The following is a 22,477-nucleotide window of genomic DNA, read 5'->3' on the forward strand; positions in this document are numbered from 1 at the left end:
TTTTCAGGGGATGTGTAATATTTGTCACAATTTTGCCGTACATTCGATTAGGAAATCTTGTATAATGGGGACGATTGGCATACTTTGTAGGTAAGAATTATTTTAATAATGCGTGTTCAAAAAGGTCGAAGCGTGATTGATTTCAAATGAAAATAACGGGTCAGGTGAAACTGGTGAATTCGAACATCTACCGTAAATTGAAGTTGTTGGCTTACGCCACCTGCATCGGCATGTTCATCGTCGTGCTGAACGGCGCCCTTGTCACCAAGACGGGCTCCGGCCAAGGCTGCGGCACCGATTGGCCGCTGTGCAATGGCAAATTCGTGCCTGCCTACACCATCGAATCAATGATTGAATACTCGCACCGCATGGTAACCGGGATTGTGGGCATTCTTGTACTGGCATCATTTATTTTTGTGTTTCGCTTTGCGCGAGACAAGCGCGACGCAGTCATGTATTCGTTGCTGACGCTCATTTTTACCATCATTCAGGCGATTATGGGGGCGCTCGCCGTCGTCTTTACCCAGTCACCGCCGGTTATGGCGCTGCATTTCGGAATCTCCCTGCTGGCGTTCGCCTCCTCCTTCCTGCTGTGTCTGGCGCTGCGAAGGTATGAACGGGGCATCGTTCAACATGCGGGCACAATCAGCGATACGTTCCGCTACGCCGTCTGGTTCACATGGTTATATACATATATCGTTATCTACGTCGGCGCCTTCGTACGGCATACGGAGTCATCCGGGGGCTGCCTGGGATGGCCGCTCTGCAATGGCGAGTGGATCCCCGATATGGCGGGAGGAACCGCAATCGCTTTCATGCACCGGGTGGCTGCAGCGCTGCTGCTGGTTGTCGTCGCGGTGATGGCGCATTTCGCCTACCACCATCATAAGGATAACCGTGAGATTCAGCTGTGCGGGATATGGTCCATCGCGCTGTGTGCGGGGCAGATTATAAGCGGGGCGATCGTTGTTTTTGCGATAACGGATGAGAATTGGTATTTATTTGCGGGAATGCTGCATGCGGTGTTGATTTGCGGACTGTTCAGCGTGCTATGCCATATGAGCATTCGCGTATGGCAGCTGCGGGAACGGACATAAAGCGAAAAGAAGCAGTCACTTGACGGTGCGCGGCGCCATGGCGGGCTAACGTGCTACAAGCGAGCTGCTTCTTCTTGTATTGCGTGGGGGTTACCGTGAACATAAGCCGATTTACGCTCCTTCTCTCAATTGACGGGCATCTTCGGCGTGAGCGCCGAACAGCAGTACGGACGCGGCCGCTTTCGCTGCAGCCAGCCAACGGACATTCCAACGTCTGCGCTCTGTTTCCCGATTCATGCTTCTCATGAACATCTACCTCCCGTAATGTGGTTTGGCTTAACATACTTTTATTTTACCGGTACGGATGGGGCGGTGCCATGCAACCTGCTTACGATTCACTTACATTGTCGTAAGCTGTCCGGTTGTAGCGCTTTAGGTTCTCATGAAAAACAGATATACTACATAATAGTACGTTACTGTGGCGCGTATTACAGAATTATCCTTATAACGAGCCGATTTTCGGCAATTATTCACCCAGCTAACGATCTAAGGAGGGCTAGCGTTGTCATTTTCCAATATTCGCAGTTTCATTCATACGCTCAAGCGGGAGAACGAGTTGGCGGTCATCGAAGCCGAAGTCGATCCGTATCTCGAGATCGCCGAAATTCATCGGCGGGTGATCGAGGAAGGCGGACCCGCCCTGCTGTTCACCAATGTGAAGGGAAGCCCGTTCTCCGTAGCTACGAACCTGTTCGGGACGACCCGGCGGGTGGACATGGCCTTCGGGCCGAGACCGGAGCAGTTCGCCAACAAATGCATCGAAGCGGTGAATCGCTTCATGCCTCCATCGCCGAAGAAGCTGTGGGAAGAACGAAGCCTGGTCAAAGAACTGCTGGGCCTGCTCAAGGTAGGCATGAAGGACGTATCATCCGCTCAGGCGCCGATTATGGACGTGAAGCGGACCGATATGCCGATGAAAGGCCTGCCGGCGTTAACGAGCTGGCAATTGGACGGGGGGCCGTTCATTACCCTCCCGCTCGTCTACACCGAGCATCCCGCACGCAAGGGCAGCGATCATAACCTGGGAATGTACCGGGTTCAAATATACGATGATGAAACGACTGGAATCCATTGGCAGATTCAAAAAGGCGGCGGCTTCCATTACCATGAAGCCGAGCTCCGGAACGAGGCGCTGCCGGTATCGATCTACGTCGGCGGCCCGCCCGCATTGATTGCGGCAGCCATTGCGCCGCTCCCGGAGAAGCTGCCGGAGCTGCTCATGGCCTCCTTCGTCATGGGCGAACGTCTGCCTGTCGTGGACAGCGGCTTCGAAGGGCATCGCATTCCGGCGGAAGCCGAATTCGTCATCCAGGGCTACGTGCCTCCGCATGAGCGGCGGCTGGAAGGGCCGTTCGGCGACCATTACGGCTATTATTCGTGGGCGCATGAGTTCCCGATTGTCAATGTGAAGCACATGTATCACCGCAAGGACGCCATCTACCCGGCGACGATCGTCGGCAAGCCGCGCCAGGAGGACTACTATTTGGGCGAGTATTTGGTCAAATTGCTGTCACCTGCCTTCCCGATGGTCATGCCGAGCGTGCGCAAGGTGCATCCTTATCCGGAGACAGGCGTCCATTCGCTGGCCGCAGCCGTCGTCCGCGAGAGCTATTCGCGCGAGGCGATGCTGAGCGGCTTCCGGATTCTCGGGGAAGGCCAGCTCAGCCTGACCAAATTCCTGATGCTTACCGATCAGGATGTCGATCTGGACAATTTCGCGCAGCTGATGGAGAACGTATTGGAGCGCTTCCAACCGGAGTCGGATCTGTATGTGCTGAACAATACGTCCCATGATACGCTCGATTATACCGGGCACAAGCTGAATCACGGCAGCAAGGGCATCATGCTGGGGGTCGGCGAGCCGGTTCGCGAACTTCCGCATACGTACGAGGGAGGCCCGATTGATGAAATATCGGATGTGGCCGTATTCTGCCGCGGGTGCCTGACGATGTCCGGAGCGTCCTATGAGGCCGAGCCGCAGTTGGCGGAACGGCTGATGGAGCGGTTGGCCGATCAGGAGACGCCATGGCCGCTCGTATTCCTGGTGGACGATGCCCAAGTGGCCCGCACGCAGTTGTCCTTCCTGTGGACGGTGTTCACCCGCTTCAACCCTGCTTCTGATATATACGCGCGGATGGAAGTCCGAAATCACCACATTGCGTATCAACTGCCGATTGTTATTGATGCACGCATGAAGCCGGGCTACCCGGACGAATTGTTCCCGCGGGAAGATATCGTGCAACGGGTGGACGATCGTTGGAAAGACTATTTCCCGAACGGATTCTAATCGGGGGTGGTCACGATGCTGCGAAGCCTGTTCGGGGAAGAGCCCCGCAGGGATGAAGGCGCGTTAAAGGAAGCGATGGAGGCGATAGATCGCTATCTGTCGCATGTAAGGAAGCAGATGGACAACGGCGGGGATCCGGGGCATTACTGGCGCAAAATCGAAATCTGGACGGTCGGGCTTCGCACATCGCTGGATGAGCTGGAGCAGAGCATCTATGCTTCCGGCAAGTATGCGGAGCGGGTGACGAAGCAGTACCAGGAAGATATGAATGATCATGAATTGGATGATTATTTCCGCCACGTCTACTTTTACAAAAATGCATTCATCCGCGTCTTCTCCATCCTGGACAAGCTGGGGACGCTGCTGAATGAGGTGCTGCGGTTGGAGACGGAGCAAATGAAGCATTTTTTCTCCTACTTCACGGTGCTCCGCCGGCTGCACCTGACAGGCAGGCATCCGCGCCTGACCGACAAGCTGTCCGGCCTCAAGCAGCTGCATGGAGAAGCGATGCAGCGCTTGCGCAAGCGCCGCAATACCGAGATTCACTATATGAATGCGGAGATGCAGGACGATCTGTGGCAGCGGCACCGCAGCTTGAACAGCAAGCTGCGGCTGGAGGATATCCAGGCGAATATGGACGACGTGGAAGAAGGCATGCAGATGGTGTGCGGCGCGCTTACCGCATCGTTCCGCGCCCTCCTTGCCCTGGAAAAATGAAACGTAAGGTAAAAAAAGTTAATTGACAATATCCGAGTAATATCATATACTTTGAATAATTTCATAACGATTTCTTATCAAGAGTGGCGGAGGGACAGGCCCTGTGAAGCCCGGCAACCGATCCTGCAACCCGTATTTGCTCGCAGCTTACCGCTGCCGCAAGATTGCAGGGTGTCAATGGTGCTAATTCCTTCAGAACGGATAAGTTCTGGCAGATAAGAAAGGGCGCTAACCCACCTGGAAACAAGAAGCACATGATACAGCCCCCTTTTGGCATCTGCCAAGAGGGGGCTTTTGGCGTGAATACAGAGATACAGGTCACCGCTAATTAGGAAGGGGAAAACTATCATTGATTCGTCTGGAGCATATCAGCAAACAATATGAAGTCAAAGGCAAGCTATCCGGACCTCTCGCATTGAATGATGTCAGTTTGACGATAGAGCAGGGAGAAATTTTCGGCATTATCGGCCACTCCGGCGCCGGCAAGAGCACACTGCTGCGCAGCATCAACCTTCTGGAGCGCCCGACCTCCGGGAAGGTGTTCGTGGATCAGGTAGACATGATGAAGCTGTCGAAGCGGGAGCTGCAGGAGCAGCGCAGCAAGATCGGCATGATTTTTCAGCATTTCAATCTGCTGTCCTCGGCGACCGTGTTCGACAATATTGCTTTCCCGCTGCGGCTGCAGAACACGCCGGCCGCCCAAGTGAAGGCGAAGGCGAATGAATTAATCCGTCTCGTCGGACTGGAGGAGCACAGCAATAAATATCCGGCGCAGCTGTCCGGGGGACAAAAGCAGAGGGTCGGCATTGCGCGCGCGCTTGCCAACGATCCGAAGGTGCTGCTCTGCGACGAAGCGACCTCGGCGCTCGATCCGCAGACGACGCAGTCGATTCTGGAGCTGCTGCTCGATATTAACCGCCGCTTCGGCATCACGATCGTGCTCATCACCCATGAGATGCATGTCATTCAAGCGATATGCGATCGGGTCGCGGTCATCCATGCCGGCCACATCGCGGAGGAAGGCAAAGTGGTCGACGTCTTCCTGAAGCCGCAGCATCCGGTGACGAGGGAGTTCATTATGGAGGAGCGCCATGACGCCGACCTGCAGCCGTGGATGGCCTTTCAGGGGCAGGCAGGGGAGCACTCGCGCGTCGTCAAGATCAATTACTTGGGCGATGTCACCTATGAGCCCGTCCTGCAAACCGTCCTCACCGAAGCGGGTGTCCGCTTCACGATACTGCAGGGGACGATATCGCGCATGAAGGATATTCCATACGGACAATTGGTCGTTCGTCTGGACGGCGGCCAGCCGGATGTCGAGCGTTCGCTCTCCGCGCTGAAGGATAGAGGACTCGAAGTGGAGGTGATCGCGTAATGAAGGATCTGGATTTCTCCAAAATCAACTGGGACGAGCTCGGAACGGCGACAAACGATACACTGGCGATGATGCTGTTTTCCGTGTTGTTCACGGTCGTGATCGGGCTTCCGCTCGGCGTACTGCTTTATTTGACAGGGAAATCAAGAGGAACCGCCGGAAGGACTGTATATTTCGTATTATCTTTCATCGTCAACATTTTGCGTTCCGCGCCGTTCGTTATTCTGATGATTGCGCTCATTCCGGTTACCCGGATGATTGTCGGCACCTCGATCGGGGTCGAAGGCACGATTCCGCCGCTCGTTATTGCGGCTGCGCCTTTCTTCGCCCGCCTGGTGGAGACCTCGCTGCGCGAGGTGGACCGCGGCGTCATCGAAGCCGCGCAGGCGATGGGCGCTTCCACTTGGCAGATCGTGCGCAAGGTGCTGCTGCCGGAAGCGATGCCGGGCTTGATCGCCGGCACGACGATAACGGCCGTGACGCTCGTCACCTATACGGCGATGTCAGGCATGGTCGGCGGCGGCGGTCTCGGGGACTTGGCGATTCGATACGGGTATCACCGCTACGAATTTGAAGTCATGATTATTTCGATTTTTATTATGGTGCTGCTCGTGCAGATCCTGCAATGGATTGGCGACGCGTTCGTCCGCCGGTTCACCCGCAAGTAGCTAGCAGGCCATGGCCCGCAAGGGTCCGGCTGCGGATAACGAAGGAATTCGCTCGGTATCGAGCTTCCATATACGAAGTGTATAAGCAACACAACATCAAAATGGGGAATTAATGGGAGGAGAAGAGAGACATGAAAAAATGGACGTATGTATTGACGTTGATTGCGCTGATCGGCGTGCTCGCGGCTTGCGGCAGCAAGCAAGATGCCGGAACGGATACGAACGCGGCGGGCGGAGAAGGCGGCAAGGAGACGGTGAAGCTGGTTGTCGGCGCATCGCCGGTGCCGCATGCCGAGATTCTGAAGCATATCGCGCCGAAGCTGAAGGAGCAAGGCATTGAACTCGAGGTCAAAGAGTTCACGGACTATGTGCAGCCGAACGTGCAGGTACACGAGAAGCAGCTGGATGCGAACTTCTTCCAGCACAAGCCATACATGGACAACGAAGTTACGGAAAAGGGCTATGATCTCGTAAGTGTGGGGAACGTGCATGTGGAGCCATTCGGTGGGTATTCCAAATCGATCAAATCGATCGATGAACTGAAGGACGGCGATACGGTGGCGATTCCTAACGACCCAACCAACGGCGGCCGCTCGCTCCTTCTGTTGGAGAAGCAAGGCCTGATCAAGCTGAAGGAAGGTGCTGGCCTGAACGCCGGCGTGAAGGATATTGCCGAAAATCCGAAAAATCTGAAATTCAAAGAGCTTGAGGCGGCAATGCTTCCGCGTACGCTGGATGAAGTCAACCTGGCGCTGATCAACACGAACTATGCGCTTGAAGCCGGACTCAATCCGACGAAGGATGCCCTCTTCATCGAGGACAAGGATTCCCCGTATGCGAACATCTTGACGGCGCGGAGCGACAATAAAGACAGCGATGCAATCCAGAAGCTGCTGGCTGCGCTGCAATCGGATGACGTGAAGCAGTTCATCAGTGAGAAATACGAAGGCTCCATCGTCCCAGCGTTCTAAGAAGCTTGATCTTCGTTACTCGAATAGCCCCTTTGTACGGCACAATGTCTGTCATGCAAGGGGGTTTTGTCATGCGTCCGGGAGCAGGAGGAGGACGATGATTTTAAGAAACATTTTAGAAAAGTCCGGAAGGAGATCAAAGCCGGCTGCAGAAACCGTTCAAGGGACTTATATCTCTTTGGAAGGGGAAGATGTCATGTTCGAACGAATCGATACGGTATTTGTCCGTGTGCCTGATCTGGACGCGGCCAAGACATGGTACATGGAGGTGCTCGGGCTTGCCCTGAAATGGGACAATGATCATATTGCCGTCCTGGCGCTGGGCGAGACGCCCCTCACGTTGCTGAAGACGGAAGCTTCATCGTTCCGCCCGGCGGCGGAGGCGGCATTCAATTTCTATGTGAAGGATGCGGAAGCCGCACATCGGCACTTGCGGGCTGCCGGAGTCGAGGTATCTGCGGTGGAGGAAGGGGAAGGCGTGCAGTGGTTTTTATTTCAAGATCATTGCGGCAACGCCTTGGAGGTATGCTCCTTCTAAGGTCGTATGACGTCCGGCCTCAAGTTGTCCTGCCCTGGCAAATCGCATATACTGAAGAGGAATGATGCGGAGGCCGGGAGGAGGAGATGATGTTGGAACAGGAGCGCAGGATTGCGCTGATTACAGGCAGTGCCAAAGGGCTGGGGAAAATGGCCGCGCTCGCCTTGGCCGAAGCCGGACATGACATTGTTCTGAATTATATGCATAGCGAACGCGAGGCAACCGAGCTCCAACGCCGGATTGCTTCCATGGGAGTCCGCTGCTTGCTCGTCCAAGCCGACATTTCGAAGACGGAAGATGTCAAGCGGCTCGTCCATACGATGAATGAACGAATAGGCATGGCGGATATCGTCGTCAACAATGCCGGACCCTTCGTCCGGGAACGCCGCCTGTTCGCTGATTATACCGAAGAGGAAATTCTGTTTCTGCTGAACGGCAACCTGACCGGCGTCATGCTGCTCGATCATATGCTGCTCCCCTCGATGCGCCGGCGCGGGTGGGGGCGAATCATCCATTACGGGTTCGGCCATGCGGGAGAAGCTCGTTCGTGGCCGCATCGCGCCGTGTACGCCGCAGCCAAGGTCGGACTCGTCTCTTTTACGAAGACGCTGGCCGTGGAGGAGGCTCCGTATGGCATTACGGTCAACATGATCTGCCCCGGAGATATTCGCGGCGATAACAAGGAGCGGCGCATCGACGAGGTGCAGGGCGTGAAGGATGAAGAGACGCCGCGCGGCCGTCCAGGCACGGGCGAGGATGTGACTCGGGTCATTCGCTTTTTGTGCGAGGAGCAATCGGATTTTTTCACGGGCAATATCATGAATGTATCGGGCGGACTCGACCCGATACGGGCCAATATCGGCAACCTTACATGAGCCGGGGAACGACAAACTCGGGCATGCGGTTATAAAAGTTTATTTTTTGAACAACCTCTAGTAAGGGTGTATATTGCGTTATGCTGGAGCTTAATGCCCCTGTCCTGACAAGAGCGCGGTGCGCCGCGCTTTTCAGCCGGATGGAGGGCGTTTTTTCATATCGCGTGAGACGAACAGGTGGTAGACAAGATGAGCAGACTGACCAAAGAATTGGCGCAGGAAATTGTGACGCGGACGATGCAAGTCATTCACTATAATGTGAACGTCATGGACGAACGAGGGCGGATTATCGGGTCCGGAGACCGTTCGCGCTTATATCAGAAGCATGAAGGGGCGGTCATCGCCATTGAGCGGAAGGGGCGCTTCGAGATAGATGAGGAGAGCGCGCGCAAGCTGCAAGGGGTGCTGCCCGGCACGAATCTGGCGATTCAGTTCCAGGGCGAAGTCGTGGGCGTCATCGGCATTACCGGCGATCCGAACGAGGTGACCAAGTACGGCGAGCTGGTGAAAATGACCGCGGAAATGTATCTGGAGCAAGCCGATCTGCTGGAAAAAGCCCAGTGGGACAAGCGGATGAAGGAGGATTTCCTGCTATCCGTCATTCACGCGGACGGCAAGGATAACGACATGCTGCGCCTTCAGGCGGAACGGATCGGCTTCAATCCGGATCGGGCGCGCGTCGCGTGCATTATGGAGTTGACAGGGACGGAGAACGCGGATGCCCTGCCTACGCTCAAGCGGGTGGTCGAGCTGCTGGAGGGGCGGCCCGCTATTGACCTGATCGCCATCCGCAATACGCGCCAGATCGTGCTGTTCAAGCCGCATCTTCATCCGCGCGAGCCGGGGGCCGATATATGCGAAGGCATCGGCCGCATCCGTAGACTGCTGGAGGAGAAGCAGATTGCGCCCCTCCGCATCGCCGTCGGCAAAGCGTATTCCGGTATCGGCGGCTTAATCGCGTCATACCGTTCCGCGCAGGATACGATGCGGGCGGGCCAGGCGATTTTCCCGGAGCAGACGGTATATTACAGCGAAGACATGCCGAACGAGACCGCGGCGGCCAACGTCAAGCCGTCATGGATAGGGGAAGAGCTGCGCCGGCTATGGCGGCGGTTCGCGCAGGAGGACAAGAGCGGGGAGCTGCAGCAGACGCTCCAGGCTTATTATGAGGAGAACGGCGAGCAGCAGCGCATCGCGGAGCGGTTGGCGATTCACCGGAATACGCTTCGTTACCGCCTGCAGCGTATTCATGAAGCGACCGGGAAGGACCCGAAGCATTTTCGCGACTTATATACGCTGATGACGGCCCGCTGGTTAAGCGCCTTGGGGGACAAGGAGAACGAGAGCAGCGTCTGAGCGGGTCCGCATCTATTGTGCATTTGAACAAAAAACAGGCTCAGTAAAGCGCTGTATTTCATTTTTATGCATGATGAAGCGCTTTCACATTACAGGTACAGTAATAGTACAAGGATTTGATATAACACCTTAGGGGGAGTACACTATGGACGTATCTGTAACTGTGCTCGGTGCTTTGACGGCATTGGTCGTAGCCATTGTGTTGATATTGCGTAAAGTTCCTCCGGCGTACGGCATGATGATTGGTGCGCTCGCCGGCGGGATCGTCGGTGGAATCGGGTTGGTCGATTCCGTAAACCTGATGATGGATGGCGCTAAGGGCATGATACCGGCCGTGCTGCGCATCCTGGCGGCCGGCGTGCTGGCCGGCGTCCTGATTGAATCGGGCGGGGCCAAGACAATCGCCGAGACGTTGGTTCGCAAGGTCGGCGAGACGCGCGCCTTGTTGGCGCTGGCGTTCGCGACGATGGTGCTGACGGCGGTCGGCGTTTTCATCGACGTCGCGGTCATTACGGTGGCGCCGATTGCGCTCGCGATTGCGCAGCGTGCCGGCTTGTCCCGTATGGCGATCCTGCTTGCCATGATCGGCGGCGGCAAGGCCGGCAACATTATGTCGCCGAATCCGAACGCCATCTCGGCGGCGGAGGCATTCAACATTCCGCTGACATCGATGATGATGGCGGGAATTATACCGGCTCTGTTTGGGCTTTTGGTCACCTATATGATCGCGAAGCGATTGACGAAGAAGGGCACAATGATTGCTGTTCAAGAAAGCGTTGACAATGGCGAGCAGCAGCTTCCAAGCTTCCTGGCGGCGATGATGGCTCCGCTCACGGCGATTGTGCTGCTGGCGCTGCGCCCGCTGGCCGGCATCGTCATCGATCCAATTATCGCTTTGCCGGCCGGGGGCTTCGTTGGCGCTTTGTGCATGGGGCGCATCAAGCAGATCAATCAATATGCGATATCGGGCCTGGGCAAAATGACGGGCGTAGCGGTTATGCTGCTCGGCACGGGGACGTTGGCAGGCATTATATCGAACTCGCAATTGAAGAATGTCATCATCGACAGTCTGGCCTCTTCCGGCCTGCCGGCTTACTTGCTGGCCCCGATAAGCGGCGCGTTCATGTCCTTGGCCACCGCCTCGACGACGGCAGGCACGGCGGTCGCAAGCTCGGTGTTCGGCTCGACGATTATGGAGCTTGGCGTCGCTTCTCTGGGCGCTGCGGCCATGATTCATGCCGGTGCGACCGTCTTCGACCATATGCCGCACGGCAGCTTCTTCCACGCGACAGGCGGAAGCGTTAACATGGCGATGAAGGAGCGGCTGCGTCTCATTCCGTATGAGACGGCGATCGGTCTCGTCCTGGCCATTGTCTCGACACTGGTGTTCGGCGTATTCGGCTGGTTCTTGTAACCCGGGATTGCACTGGGGAGTAGATTCCGTTGGTTAAGGTTTGATGGAGAGGGAGTGGAGAGAAATGAAGGTTGTAATTGCTCCAGACTCATTTAAAGAGAGCTTGTCCGCAATGGAGGCATGTCATGCGATAGAGAAAGGATGGCGCCATGTCTACCCTGAAGCGGAAATCGTACATGTGCCGATGGCTGACGGTGGTGAGGGCACGGTTCAGTCCTTGGTCGATGCGACAGGCGGACGCTTGATTCACCGCGAAGTGACGGGACCGCTCGGCACGCCCGTGACCGCGTTCTACGGCTTGCTGGGCGACGGGAAGACGGCGGTCATCGAGATGGCGGCCGCCTCAGGGATTGCGCTCGTGCCGCCGGCGCAGCGCAATCCGCTTGCGACAACGACGCGCGGTACAGGCGAGCTGATTCAGTCGGCGCTGGACGAAGGCGTCAGCACGATTATTCTCGGCTTGGGCGGCAGCGCCACGAACGACGGCGGCGCGGGCATGGCGCAGGCGCTCGGCGTGCGGCTGCTTGACGCCGGCGGCGCGGACATCGGCCATGGCGGCGGGGAATTGCATCGCATCGCCCGCATCGATATGAGCGGAGCCGATCCGCGGCTGAAGGGAGTGGCCTTCGTGGCCGCGTGCGATGTGGACAACCCGCTGACCGGAGAGCGGGGGGCCTCGGCCGTATTCGGCCCGCAGAAAGGCGCCGGGCCGGACATGGTGCGGCAGCTCGACGCCAATCTCGCCCATTATGCGGCGATGATTAAGACCGGCTTGGGCCGCGACGTGGCCGGCATTCCCGGCGCGGGCGCAGCCGGAGGGCTTGGCGCGGGCGTGCTTGCCTTTTTGGACGCCGAGCTGAAGCGGGGCGTCGATATCGTCATCGAAGCGACCGGGCTTGCTTCGCATGTGAAGGATGCGGATCTCGTCATTACGGGGGAAGGCCGCATCGACAGTCAGACGATTTATGGCAAGACGCCGATGGGCGTGGCCAACACGGCCAAGCGGTATGGCGTGCCGGTCATCGGCATCGCGGGCTCGCTGGCGGACGGGCATGAAGTGGTGCATGAGCACGGCATCGATATGGTGTTCACGATCGTGCCCGGCGTATGCAGCCTGGACGAGGCGATGAGACAAGCCGCTTCCAATATGGAGCGCACGGCGCGCAACATTGCGAAGACGTTGCAATGCGGCGGCAGTCTGACAAAATAAGGCGAGTGATATGGGGCGGACGCTTTCTTATTGGAAGGCGCCGCCTCTTTTCATGTCAGGACGGTCACAAAAAATTCATCTTGCTCATGTCGATATATGAAGAATTGCATGCTGACATGATATACTGTTAAGTAAGAAGCAATGAAATACGATATTGGCTTTTCTTTGCTCGACGAATCTACCTCTATACCGAGAGGAGGCGGACATCATAGAATTCAGGGTCAAGGATTTGTTACAGATCGACACATTGAAGCAAGCGTTCGTCGTCAGCGGCAAGCAGGGTCTGAACAACCTTGTTCGCGGAGTGACAATAATTGAAGCGCCGGATATCGCCGAGTGGATCAACGGGGGAGAATTGCTGTTGACGAGTCTTTACCCGCTGCAATCTTTCGATTATAGCGAGCAGCAGACCTTCATGGCGCAGTTGTCTGATAAAAAAGTAAGCGCTCTCGTTATCAAGACGGGGCGATTCGTTCATGATATTCCATCCGGCATCATTGAAGCATCAGAGAGGCTTCATCTGCCTATCATTCAAATCCCGAAGCAAGTTCCTTATCGTGAAATTATGTATCCGGTGATGGAATTACTTTTTAACAACCAAGTGGTAAAGCTCAAGTATTTTAAAGAAGTCCATGACCGATTTATCGCGCTTACGCTTGCCAATAAAGGTGCGGAAAATATTATCATGTCCTTGAAAAAACTGATTGGCAACCCGGTTACTTTATTTGACCGGAACTTTTATCCCATATCGGCGACCGACCCGGATCTGGTGCAGTTTGAGGTGCTGGATCACGAGGAAGTGGATGGTGCCCGCATCGATACGGAATTTGCTTGTTACCGGCAGCGCGTGCTCTACCCGGAATGGGGGGGACGAACGTGCGAGCATCTTGTTGTTCCGGTAGAAACAGTAAATCATATCAAGATACATCTCGTTATCCATGAGACGCGCAAAACCGTGGAAGCGCTTGATTTCATTGCTATTGAAAACGCAGCTACCTCCTTGTCGCTCGATCTCGTCAAGCAATATGCCGTAGCCGAAGTGGAGATGAAATTCAAAGACGACTTAATCGATGATCTGCTCAACGCCAAGATCGAATCGCTGCAGAGCGTATACCAGAGGGCCAATTTGATTGGCTGGGATTTGAACAAGACCTATGTCGTCGTGCTGTTCCGGCTGCAGATTGTGGATGGTTACGATGAGAAGGAACTGGATCTGTACAGTCTTCATCATCCATATCAGCGCTTGCTGTATGATATGATTCAGCGGCAGCTACCGGAAGGCACCATCCGGATCCGTAACGATCAGCTCGTTGTACTGTGGGGGATCGAGACTCCTCCAGCTGATAAAACAGCCTCCTTGCGCATGATAAAGGCGGCAGCCAGGAACATCCAGCACACATTTTGCAAACGAATTCAAAGCATCGATCTGCAGGTTGGGATCGGGAATGCGGCCCATGCGATATCGGAGCTGCCCCGCAGCTATAAGGAAGCCCAAGATGCATTGCAGCTTGGGACATTGATTAATGGCAATTCCGCGATTTCGGCCTTTGCGGATTTGGGCATATACCGCTTGCTCTGTCAAATCGAAGATGCCGACGAACTCGCAAAGTTCATTCCGCTATCATTAAAGAAATTGCTGGCCTACAAACAGCCGAACCGGGAAGATTTAATCAAAACGCTGCAGACGTTTTTAGAGCATCACCAAAACGCCGCCAAAACAGCCGAGGAGCTGTACGTCCACTATAAGACCGTGACCTACCGGATTGAACGGATCAAGGAGATCACCGGCATGGATATGGATGACCCGGATGAGATGCTGTCGGTCCAAGTCGGATTGAAAATTCTCGTCTTGCTCAACGATCATCCTGTCGCATCGCATCCAGAGCTTGTGGGCGTGTAGTCAAGACAACATACGGCCTTCACCATCCAGGCTCCGCTTAAGGAGAGCCATCGAGCTCTTTGTTAGCGGAGTTTTTGGCATATCAAAAGCTAGAGAACACAAATATGTGACGCCTCTTATAAACAATCTCCCATCGGGTCAGGAAAGCGACTATGCCCGGAGTTTCTTATGATCAATCTCCCATCGGGTCAGGAAAGCGACTATGCCCGGAGCTTCTTATGACCACTCTCCCATCGAGTCAGGAAAGCGTATATGCATGGAGTTCCTTATGACCACTCTCCCATCGACTCAGGAAAGAGTATATGCCCGGAGCTTCTTATGATCAATCTCCCATCGGGTCAGGAAAGCGTATATGCATGGAGTTTCTTATGACCACTCTCCCATCGAGTCAGGAAAGCGACTATGCCCGGAGTTCCTTATGACCAAACTCCCATTGAGTCAGGAAAGCGACTATGGCCGGAGCTTCTTATGACCACTCTCCCACCGAGTCAGGAAAGCGTATATGCATGGAGTTCCTTATGACCAAACTCCCATTGGGTCAGGAAAGCGTATATGCATGGAGTTCCTTATGACCACTCTCCCATTGGGTCAGGAAAGCGTATATGCATGGAGTTCCTTATGACCACTCTCCCATTGGGTCAGGAAAGCGTATATGCATGGAGTTCCTTATGACCACTCTCCCATCGAGTCAGGAAAGAGTATATGCCCGGAGCTTCTTATGATCAATCTCCCATCGGGTCAGGAAAGCGACTATGCCCGGAGTTCCTTATGACCAAACTCCCATTGGGTCAGGAAGGAGTATATGTGTGGGAGTTCCTTATGACCAATCTTCCATCGGGTCAGGAAACTGAATACGTCCGGGGTTCCTTATTAGCAATCTCCCCAGGGCTCAGGAAGTATCTGTATGAACCATTAAAAGCAGTATCCGAAGCGATCAGAACCAGCTCTTGCACGTATGACTTTGGTATATGGGTCATTTTCCCTTGCTTGCAGCATAGATAGTCAGGCTGTTGCCCAGTGGCCTAGGGTCATATCACAAACCTAACCAAAGCAGGTCGAACCTTACCCAATGGGAGAGTGATGCAAAGAGCAGAAACGGAAGGTAACCTGACTCAATGGGAGTGTGGTGCAAAGAGTAGAAACGGAGAGCGGACCTGCTTCAATAGGAGAGTAATTGCAAAGAGCAGAAATGGAGAGCGAACCTGACCCAATGGGAGAGTGATGCAAAGAGAAGAAACGGAGAGCGGACCTGACCCAATGGGAGAGTGGGGCAAAAGAGCTTTGATCCAATAGGTGACTGTTAAGCAATAAACTAAAACTGGGTGGAGGGCACTCCATCTGTGAATTCTGTAAACGATTGGCGGCTTTTCATCCACAGGAAAGCCGCTTTTTTGTAGCCTTTATCCGAAGTGGATAAAAAGGCGGGGTGTTTTTTATCGAGATGCCTCGATGTTATTCGTTTTTGAAGCGTTTACAATCAAGGTGCAAGCAAAAAACGACCTTATTTTATGCGAGTTCAAAAGGTCACACCTGCAGGGATTTCAAGTTGATCAGTGGGCGGTTTGAACAGCTAAGGTTGCGCCACGGATAAGCGGCACGCCGTTTATCCCGCTTGGATAATGCGCACATCTTACAGAAAGGACAGATATGGTCATGGATAATATCCAAACGGAAACGGTTCGTCTTGTCGAATGGCTGAGCGAGTTCGGTAAAGACCCGGCTGGAGGCGTATCGCGCCTGCTCTATTCCGAAGCGTGGACAGCTGCGCAAAAAGCTTTGGAGCAGTACATGCAAGCAGAAGGCTTCACCACGTATTACGATGAGGTCGGCAATTTGTTCGGGCGGTTGGAAGGAAGCCAGTTCCCGGATGAAACGATTATGAGCGGCTCTCATGTGGACACCGTTCTGAACGGTGGTAAGTATGACGGGCAATATGGCATTCTCGCCGCTTTGATGGCGATTAAGACTTTGAAGGAAACGTATGGCCAGCCGCTGCGCACGCTGGAGGTGGTCTCGTTCGCGGAAGAAGAGGGCAGCCGCTTCCCGTATACGTTCTGGGGCAGCAAAAATGTGGTGGGTATCGCTAAAAAGGAGGACGTGCAGGACATCGCCGACTTCAAAGGCGTGCGCTTCACGGAAGCGATGGAGCAAGCGGGCTTCGGCTTCCGCAAGGAGCCGGTGAAGCCGCGCACCGATATTCAAGCGTTTGTCGAGCTGCACATTGAGCAGGGCAACGTATTGGAACGCGAAGGCCTGTCCGTTGGCGTCGTTCACAGCATCGTCGGCCAGCGGCGCTTCACCGTCGAGATTGCGGGAGAGGCCAATCATGCCGGCACGACGCCGATGGGTTACCGCAAAGATGCGGTTCACGCAGCAGGCCGGATGATTCAGCAAATTCTGGATCTGGCGCAAGCGAATGGCGATCCGCTCGTAACAACGGTCGGCAAGATCGAGGTGACGCCGAATGTGGTCAATGTCGTGCCGGGCAAGGCGCTGTTCACGCTCGATATCCGCCATACGGACAAAGCGGAGCTGATCCGGTTCACGGATGAAGTGACGGAGCTGATGGAGCGCACTGCTGAAGCAATCGGCGTGGAATTGAAGGTAGATATGTGGATGGATGAGGATCCTGTCCCTATGGACCAACGGATTCTCGACGTACTAGAACGGCAGTGCCGGACGAATAACATTCCGTTCAAGCTGATGCACAGCGGAGCGGGTCACGATTCTCAGATTATGGCGAAATTTGTGCCTACGGCCATGCTGTTCGTTCCAAGCCGCAATGGAATTAGCCACAATCCGGCAGAGTATACGAGTCCGGAGCATCTGGCAGACGGGGTTCGCGCTTTGACCTACGCGCTGCACGAGTTGGCGTACCAAGCATGATAGGCATTAAACAAAGGACAAGCAGGCAGGCACAAATTGATTTGCGCTGAGGAGAGTGAGAATTATGAGGGACGTCAGCCAACAGGGTAAGTGGGAATATTGGAAAAAAGTCATCGTCATGCTTTGTCTCGGATGGACGGTCATTTGGATCTACCGCACCATCTTGAATCCGATTCTTCCCGAAATTCAACAAGATTTAAATGTAACGTCAGATGCAAGCATGGGCCTCATCTTCAGTGTATTTTTCTTCGCCTATACGATGATGCAAATTCCGTCAGGATTGTTGGCAGATAAGTTTGGACGGAAGACGATTATCATTCCGGGATTTATTTTGTTCACCTTGGGGGCAATTCTTGTCGGGTTCTCGACCTCACTCATGTTCATCCTGGTCGCGAGCTTCATTACCGGGTTGGGGCAAGGTACTTATTATGGTCCGGCCTATTCCATCTCATCGGAGACGATTCCGAAGGAGAAGCGGGGCATTTCCACGGCGATCATTAACAGCGGCTCCGCTATCGGTATGGCCATCGGCCTTATTGGATCGAGCTTCCTGGTGAAGGATGCCGGCTGGGATTGGCGGGTGCTGCTCTTTATTACGGCAGGTTTGGCCTTCAGCTTAATGCTGGTTTTTGCCAAAAATATCAAGAAGAACACGCCGCAGTCCAAAATGGCTGGGGGGACTTCGGACGCGGAGAACCAAGACAAGGCGACATTTAAACGGCTGTTAGCCAATCCGAAGATGGTTGCCTCCTATGTGCTGTATTTTGCGACTTGTTATGGATATTACATGATCGTGACCTGGCTCCCGTCGTATTTGCAGGATGAGCGGGGCTTCGAAGGGACAGCGATCGGCTTCGCGGCCGCTCTGGTTGCGTTCAGCGCAGTGCCTGGCGCCTTGCTGTTCAGCCGGATGTCGGACAAGTTCATGCACAAGAAGGTTACATTTATCATCATTTTGGAGCTGTTGGCCGCGGTGATGCTGTACTTGACCGTCTCGGTCCAGACGACCACTTTGCTTATAGTCTGCCTTATCTTGTACGGCTTCCTCGGCAAGCTGGCCGTCGAGCCGATCTTAATCTCGTATGTGGCGGATATCGCGCCGAAGCAAGGAGTCGGGTCTACGTTCGGAATTTTCAACTTTTTCGGCATGATGTCATCGGTCGTAGCTCCGTTCGTTACCGGTCTGATTTCCGACGCGACGGGCAGTAAAGTATTGGGCTTCTATCTGGCGACGATCATTATCTTGGTCGGGTCGGCCGTGATGCTGGCGGCTAATATGAAGAAGACGCCACGGACATCTTAATTAGTAGAAGGAGAGTGTGCAATATGGGTTATCCAAAAGATTTGTTGTCGAGCCGTTCCATCATCAAGCGCGGCAATTTTGCCTTGATCCCGCCGGAGGGCCTGGTCAAAAATACGGTGCCTGGCTTTGAGCAATGCGATATCACGATTCTGGCATCTCCGCGGCTTGGCGCCAAATTCGTCGATTACGTCGTGACGATGCACGAGGGCGGGAAGAACGCCCGGGGCTTCGGCGAAGCCGGCGTGGAAACGTTCGTGTACTGCATGGAAGGACGGGTGAAGGCTTCTGCGGATGAGCAGTCGTTCTCGCTGCAGGAAGGCGGTTACCTGTATTGCCCTCCGGGCGTGAAGCTGTACTTGGAGAACGAGCAGGCAGAAGATACTCGCTTGTTCCTGTACAAGCAGAAATATACGCCGCTCGAGGGAGGCGCCCTTCCATGGGTCGTGTCGGGGAATGTGCATGAGCTGGAAGCGGTGGATTACGACGACATGGCGAACGTCAAGCTGAAGGATTTGCTGCCGACCGACCTTGCCTTCGATATGAATTTTCATATTTTGTCGTTCGAGCCGGGCGGCTGCCATCCGTTTGTAGAGACGCATTATCAGGAGCATGGGGCGATTATGCTGTCCGGCGAAGGCGTCTACAATCTGGACAATGAATGGATTCCGATCAAAAAAGGAGACTACCTCTATATGGGGCCATACGTGCCGCAAGCGACCTATGCAGTGGGTAGAGAACCGTTCGCCTACTTGTATTCCAAGGATTGCAACCGGGACGCCACCCTGTAGGAGACGCAGGGCTACCGCAACCTCCCAATGGGAGAAGCGGGCCGTCAGACACCGCCTTCCCTGCTGCGGGCCGGGGCTTGCTCCGCCCGGCAGCGGGGGAAGGCGGAATACTTGCCAGAGAGGGAATGGACATGAGAGTAAGCAAACAGAAATTGCATGAGCTAATCCGGACAAAATTATCCCGGGCCGGACTATCGGCCGCGCATGCGGATGTAGTGGCGGAAGTGCTCGTTCATGCCGATGTCCGCGGGGTTCACTCGCATGGCGCCATGCGGGTCGAATATTATGCGGAGCGGATTGCCAAAGGCGGCACGAACGTGAATCCCCAATTCGAATTCAAGAAGACGGGGACATGCTCCGCCGTGTTCGACGGGGATAACGGAGCGGGACATGTGGCGGCCAAGCAGGCAATGGCAGAGGCCGTCAATATCGCGAAGGAGCATGGCGTCGCGGTCGTCGGGGTACGGCGAATCGGACATAGCGGCTCCCTGTCCTATTATGTGCAGCAAGCGGCGCGGGAAGGGCTGATCGGCATTTCGGTCTGCCAATCCGATCCGATGGTGGTGCCTTTCGGCGGGGCCGAGCCTTATTATGGCACGAACCCGATTGCTTTTGCCGCACCAGGCGAAGGGAACGAACTCATGACCTTCGATATGGCAACGACTGTCCAGGCTTGGGGAAAAATTTTGCATGCCCGTTCGAAGCATGAGTCGATTCCGGAAACATGGGCTGTCGATGAACGGGGTGTGCCGACGACCGACCCGTTCCAGGTGAATGCGCTGCTTCCGATTGCCGGACCGAAAGGGTACGGCTTGATGATGATGGTCGATGTGCTGTCCGGCATTTTGCTCGGACTGCCGTTCGGGAATCAGGTCAGCTCCATGTATCATGACTTGACCGAAGGCCGGAACCTGGGCCAGCTTCATATCGTGCTGGATCCGTCCTTCTTTACTGATTTGGAGACGTTCCGGCGCAATATTTCGAAGACGATGAGCGATCTGAACGGCATCAAGCCGGCGCCTGGCTTCGAGCGCGTGCTGTATCCGGGCCAGAATTATGACCTGATTGAACAGGAGAATGAAGCGAACGGCATCGAGATTGTGGATGAGGTGTATGACTATCTCGTCTCTGATGTGATTCATAACAATGCGTACGACCATAAAGATCCGTTTGCCAAGTGACTTTTTTCGCTGAGTAGGGGATCCAACCACTCCAGAGGGAAATCGTCCATACCGAACGGACAACCAGAGGTGAACTAGAATGCTGCATACGATCATTAAAAAAAATTCGTATCAAGATTCCGTCAATTTAATGCTTCTCACGAATCATATTTCTGCGCTGGAAGGCGTCAAGCAAGCATCGATCATGATGGGAACGCCGGCCAACAAGGACATTATGAACAATTCCGGCTTATACACGGATGAACTCGAGCAAGCCGGGGCCAATGACATGTGCATCGTCATCGATGCCGAGGAGCAGAGCAATCTGGATGACATTCTCGCTGCGGTCGACAGCTTTCTGAGCGACCAATCGGTCAGCTCCGCTTCGTCCTCGCTCGAGAGCGTACGCTCGTGGGAGCGGGCTCTGAAGGAGAACCCGGGCGCCAACCTGGCCATTATCTCGGTACCGGGCCAATACGCGGCGGGGGAAGCGGAAAAAGCGCTCGATTATGGCCTGCATGCGTTCATTTTCAGTGACAATGTGTCTGTGGAGGAAGAACTGAAGCTGAAGCAGAAGGCGCATGAAAAAGGACTGCTCGTCATGGGTCCGGATTGCGGCACGGGGATCTTGTCGGGGGTTCCGCTCGCCTTCGCGAACCGCGTCAAGGCAGGCAATATCGGCGTCGTCGGCGCCTCGGGCACAGGCATCCAAGAGGTGACGACGCTCATCGACCGCATGGGCGGCGGGATCAGCCATGCGATCGGTACTGGCGGGCGCGACCTCTCGGAGTCGGTCGGAGCGATTACGATGCTGGACGGCATCCGCGGACTGGAGCATAACGACCAGACCGAGGTGATCGTCATCGTGTCCAAGCCACCGGCGAAGGCGGTGCGCGATCAGGTGGTCCGCCAGCTGCAAGGGATGTCGAAGCCGGCGGTTACCCTGTTCCTCGGAGAGAAGCCGTCCGCACATGAAGGCAATGTCTATCAAGCCTATACCTTGGAAGAAGCAGCCAGAATTGCCGTCGACCTGGCCAAAGGCGCCGATGTGCAGCCGCTGTACAGCGTGCCGCTCGACGTGCCGAAGATGGATTTGCAGCCGGGGCAGACCTCGATTCAAGGCCTGTATGCCGGCGGTACCCTGGCCGCTGAAGCAGCGATGCTCATCGCGGATGCGCTTCAATTGAAAGACGGCCTGATTCATGAAGACGGTTACGTCCTCAAATCGAACGGTCATGCGATTGTCGATTTGGGCGATGACATGTATACGCAGGGCAAGCCGCATCCGATGATCGATCCGGCTACCCGGGTTCAGTATATCGAGAAGGCGGCCCAAGATCCGGCGACAGCGGTCATTCTGTTCGACGTCGTGCTTGGATACGGCAGCCATGATGATATGGCGAGCGTGCTGGCGCCGGTGATCGAAAGAGCGATTGCGAAGGCGAAGGCGGAAGGGCGCAACCTCTACTTTGTGGGTGTCCTGTGCGGCACGCAGCAGGATCCGCAGTCTTATGCGGAGCAGAAGCGCAAGTTCGAAGAAGCGGGCGTGCTGGTGAAGGAGAGCAATAATCAAGCGGTGCGCACGGTTCTGGCGATGATGAACCTCAGCCTGGAGGACGCGCCGAAGACGCACCGTCCGGCGGCAGCGGTCATGCCGGAAGAGACCTCCGCGTCCGCGCCTGTCGCGGCGCTGCTTGGCGGGAAGCCTTCCGTCATCAATGTGGGGCTGCAGAAGTTCACGCAAGCCATTCTTGCAAGCGGCGCCACGGCAATTCAATACGATTGGCGGCCGGTTGCGGGCGGCAGCGTGAAGATGCAGCGCGTATTGAAGCTACTGAACGAGTACCGGTTTACGAATTAGTATCCGGTGTCGCTTTTCCCGTGGACGATGAATCCACTCCTGTGAACCGCGTCCATGACGAACCATCGACG

Annotated in this window: 18 protein-coding genes and 1 riboswitch; of the genes, 17 read left to right on the plus strand and 1 reads right to left on the minus strand. The window is 55.1% G+C overall.

Annotated features, from left to right (window positions below; translation table 11 throughout):
- Positions 1–146: 146 nt before the first annotated feature.
- Complete coding sequence (locus NNL35_RS09320) at positions 147–1,097, plus strand: COX15/CtaA family protein (RefSeq protein WP_006675683.1); 951 nt, start codon at positions 147–149, stop codon at positions 1,095–1,097.
- Positions 1,098–1,208: 111 nt separating this feature from the next.
- Here the strand turns inward: NNL35_RS09320 and NNL35_RS30345 are convergent, their stop codons facing one another.
- On the minus strand, positions 1,209–1,343 hold the full coding sequence (locus tag NNL35_RS30345; RefSeq protein WP_269155981.1) for a hypothetical protein: 135 nt from the start codon (positions 1,341–1,343) through the stop codon (positions 1,209–1,211).
- Positions 1,344–1,599: 256 nt separating this feature from the next.
- On the opposite strand from NNL35_RS30345, the gene NNL35_RS09325 reads away from it, so the two are divergent.
- The 16 genes from NNL35_RS09325 to fdrA all read left to right on the plus strand — a co-directional run bounded on the left by NNL35_RS09325 (position 1,600) and on the right by fdrA (position 22,406).
- A complete protein-coding gene (locus NNL35_RS09325; RefSeq protein ID WP_006675682.1) occupies positions 1,600–3,384 on the plus strand; it encodes a UbiD family decarboxylase in 1,785 nt (594 codons plus the stop codon).
- Between the two features lie 15 nt (positions 3,385–3,399).
- Positions 3,400–4,101, plus strand: coding sequence for a Cthe_2314 family HEPN domain-containing protein (locus NNL35_RS09330; protein ID WP_006675681.1), 702 nt, complete (start codon positions 3,400–3,402; stop codon positions 4,099–4,101).
- Between the two features lie 71 nt (positions 4,102–4,172).
- Positions 4,173–4,323: riboswitch (SAM riboswitch) on the plus strand.
- 127 nt (positions 4,324–4,450) lie between these two features.
- Entirely contained in the window at positions 4,451–5,476 is a 1,026-nt protein-coding gene (locus NNL35_RS09335; RefSeq protein WP_006675680.1) for a methionine ABC transporter ATP-binding protein, read from the plus strand.
- On the plus strand, positions 5,476–6,144 hold the full coding sequence (locus tag NNL35_RS09340) for a methionine ABC transporter permease (RefSeq protein ID WP_006675679.1): 669 nt from the start codon (positions 5,476–5,478) through the stop codon (positions 6,142–6,144). The genes NNL35_RS09335 and NNL35_RS09340 overlap by 1 nt, the downstream gene beginning before the upstream one ends.
- A 131-nt stretch (positions 6,145–6,275) precedes the next feature.
- Entirely contained in the window at positions 6,276–7,115 is an 840-nt protein-coding gene (locus NNL35_RS09345; RefSeq protein WP_006675678.1) for a MetQ/NlpA family ABC transporter substrate-binding protein, read from the plus strand.
- Positions 7,116–7,311: 196 nt separating this feature from the next.
- On the plus strand, positions 7,312–7,653 hold the full coding sequence (locus NNL35_RS09350; protein WP_040730372.1) for a VOC family protein: 342 nt from the start codon (positions 7,312–7,314) through the stop codon (positions 7,651–7,653).
- A gap of 89 nt (positions 7,654–7,742) precedes the next feature.
- Positions 7,743–8,528 (plus strand): SDR family oxidoreductase, encoded by a 786-nt coding sequence (locus NNL35_RS09355; protein WP_006675676.1) that lies wholly within the window; start codon positions 7,743–7,745, stop codon positions 8,526–8,528.
- A gap of 189 nt (positions 8,529–8,717) precedes the next feature.
- Positions 8,718–9,884 carry a sugar diacid recognition domain-containing protein gene (locus NNL35_RS09360; RefSeq protein WP_006675675.1) on the plus strand — a complete coding sequence of 389 codons (1,167 nt, stop codon included), beginning with the start codon at positions 8,718–8,720 and terminating at the stop codon, positions 9,882–9,884.
- 145 nt (positions 9,885–10,029) lie between these two features.
- Complete coding sequence (locus NNL35_RS09365; RefSeq protein ID WP_006675674.1) at positions 10,030–11,298, plus strand: GntP family permease; 1,269 nt, start codon at positions 10,030–10,032, stop codon at positions 11,296–11,298.
- 64 nt (positions 11,299–11,362) lie between these two features.
- Positions 11,363–12,508, plus strand: a complete 1,146-nt coding sequence (locus tag NNL35_RS09370) for a glycerate kinase (RefSeq protein WP_006675673.1) — start codon at positions 11,363–11,365, stop codon at positions 12,506–12,508.
- Positions 12,509–12,716: 208 nt separating this feature from the next.
- Complete coding sequence (locus NNL35_RS09375) at positions 12,717–14,408, plus strand: PucR family transcriptional regulator (protein WP_040730369.1); 1,692 nt, start codon at positions 12,717–12,719, stop codon at positions 14,406–14,408.
- Positions 14,409–16,061: 1,653 nt separating this feature from the next.
- The gene (gene allC / locus NNL35_RS09380; protein WP_040730657.1) at positions 16,062–17,294 is read left to right on the plus strand and encodes an allantoate deiminase; all 1,233 of its coding nucleotides are present in this window, start codon (positions 16,062–16,064) and stop codon (positions 17,292–17,294) included.
- A gap of 64 nt (positions 17,295–17,358) precedes the next feature.
- Positions 17,359–18,597, plus strand: a complete 1,239-nt coding sequence (locus NNL35_RS09385) for an MFS transporter (protein WP_006676083.1) — start codon at positions 17,359–17,361, stop codon at positions 18,595–18,597.
- A gap of 23 nt (positions 18,598–18,620) precedes the next feature.
- Positions 18,621–19,385 carry a (S)-ureidoglycine aminohydrolase gene (gene allE, locus NNL35_RS09390; protein WP_006676082.1) on the plus strand — a complete coding sequence of 255 codons (765 nt, stop codon included), beginning with the start codon at positions 18,621–18,623 and terminating at the stop codon, positions 19,383–19,385.
- A 131-nt stretch (positions 19,386–19,516) separates the two neighbouring features.
- The gene (gene allD / locus NNL35_RS09395) at positions 19,517–20,566 is read left to right on the plus strand and encodes an ureidoglycolate dehydrogenase (RefSeq protein ID WP_006676081.1); all 1,050 of its coding nucleotides are present in this window, start codon (positions 19,517–19,519) and stop codon (positions 20,564–20,566) included.
- Between the two features lie 79 nt (positions 20,567–20,645).
- Entirely contained in the window at positions 20,646–22,406 is a 1,761-nt protein-coding gene (fdrA, locus tag NNL35_RS09400) for an acyl-CoA synthetase FdrA (protein WP_006676080.1), read from the plus strand.
- Positions 22,407–22,477: the final 71 nt, after the last annotated feature.

Origin of the sequence: Paenibacillus dendritiformis (assembly GCF_945605565.1) — a bacterium.
In the GTDB taxonomy this organism is placed as follows: Bacteria; Bacillota; Bacilli; order Paenibacillales; family Paenibacillaceae; genus Paenibacillus_B; species Paenibacillus_B dendritiformis_A.

What these genes read in the sequence shown, in the direction of transcription:
- NNL35_RS09350 (WP_040730372.1), top strand. Translation starts at nt 7,312, where the DNA reads ATGTTCGAACGAATCGATACGGTATTTGTCCGTGTGCCTGATCTGGAC.
- allE (WP_006676082.1), top strand. Translation starts at nt 18,621, where the DNA reads ATGGGTTATCCAAAAGATTTGTTGTCGAGCCGTTCCATCATCAAGCGC.
- allD (WP_006676081.1), top strand. Translation starts at nt 19,517, where the DNA reads ATGAGAGTAAGCAAACAGAAATTGCATGAGCTAATCCGGACAAAATTA.
- NNL35_RS09340 (WP_006675679.1), top strand. Translation starts at nt 5,476, where the DNA reads ATGAAGGATCTGGATTTCTCCAAAATCAACTGGGACGAGCTCGGAACG.
- NNL35_RS30345 (WP_269155981.1), bottom strand. Translation starts at nt 1,343, where the DNA reads ATGAGAAGCATGAATCGGGAAACAGAGCGCAGACGTTGGAATGTCCGT.
- NNL35_RS09320 (WP_006675683.1), top strand. Translation starts at nt 147, where the DNA reads ATGAAAATAACGGGTCAGGTGAAACTGGTGAATTCGAACATCTACCGT.
- NNL35_RS09355 (WP_006675676.1), top strand. Translation starts at nt 7,743, where the DNA reads ATGTTGGAACAGGAGCGCAGGATTGCGCTGATTACAGGCAGTGCCAAA.
- NNL35_RS09365 (WP_006675674.1), top strand. Translation starts at nt 10,030, where the DNA reads ATGGACGTATCTGTAACTGTGCTCGGTGCTTTGACGGCATTGGTCGTA.
- NNL35_RS09370 (WP_006675673.1), top strand. Translation starts at nt 11,363, where the DNA reads ATGAAGGTTGTAATTGCTCCAGACTCATTTAAAGAGAGCTTGTCCGCA.
- allC (WP_040730657.1), top strand. Translation starts at nt 16,062, where the DNA reads ATGGATAATATCCAAACGGAAACGGTTCGTCTTGTCGAATGGCTGAGC.
- NNL35_RS09330 (WP_006675681.1), top strand. Translation starts at nt 3,400, where the DNA reads ATGCTGCGAAGCCTGTTCGGGGAAGAGCCCCGCAGGGATGAAGGCGCG.
- NNL35_RS09360 (WP_006675675.1), top strand. Translation starts at nt 8,718, where the DNA reads ATGAGCAGACTGACCAAAGAATTGGCGCAGGAAATTGTGACGCGGACG.
- fdrA (WP_006676080.1), top strand. Translation starts at nt 20,646, where the DNA reads ATGCTGCATACGATCATTAAAAAAAATTCGTATCAAGATTCCGTCAAT.
- NNL35_RS09345 (WP_006675678.1), top strand. Translation starts at nt 6,276, where the DNA reads ATGAAAAAATGGACGTATGTATTGACGTTGATTGCGCTGATCGGCGTG.
- NNL35_RS09385 (WP_006676083.1), top strand. Translation starts at nt 17,359, where the DNA reads ATGAGGGACGTCAGCCAACAGGGTAAGTGGGAATATTGGAAAAAAGTC.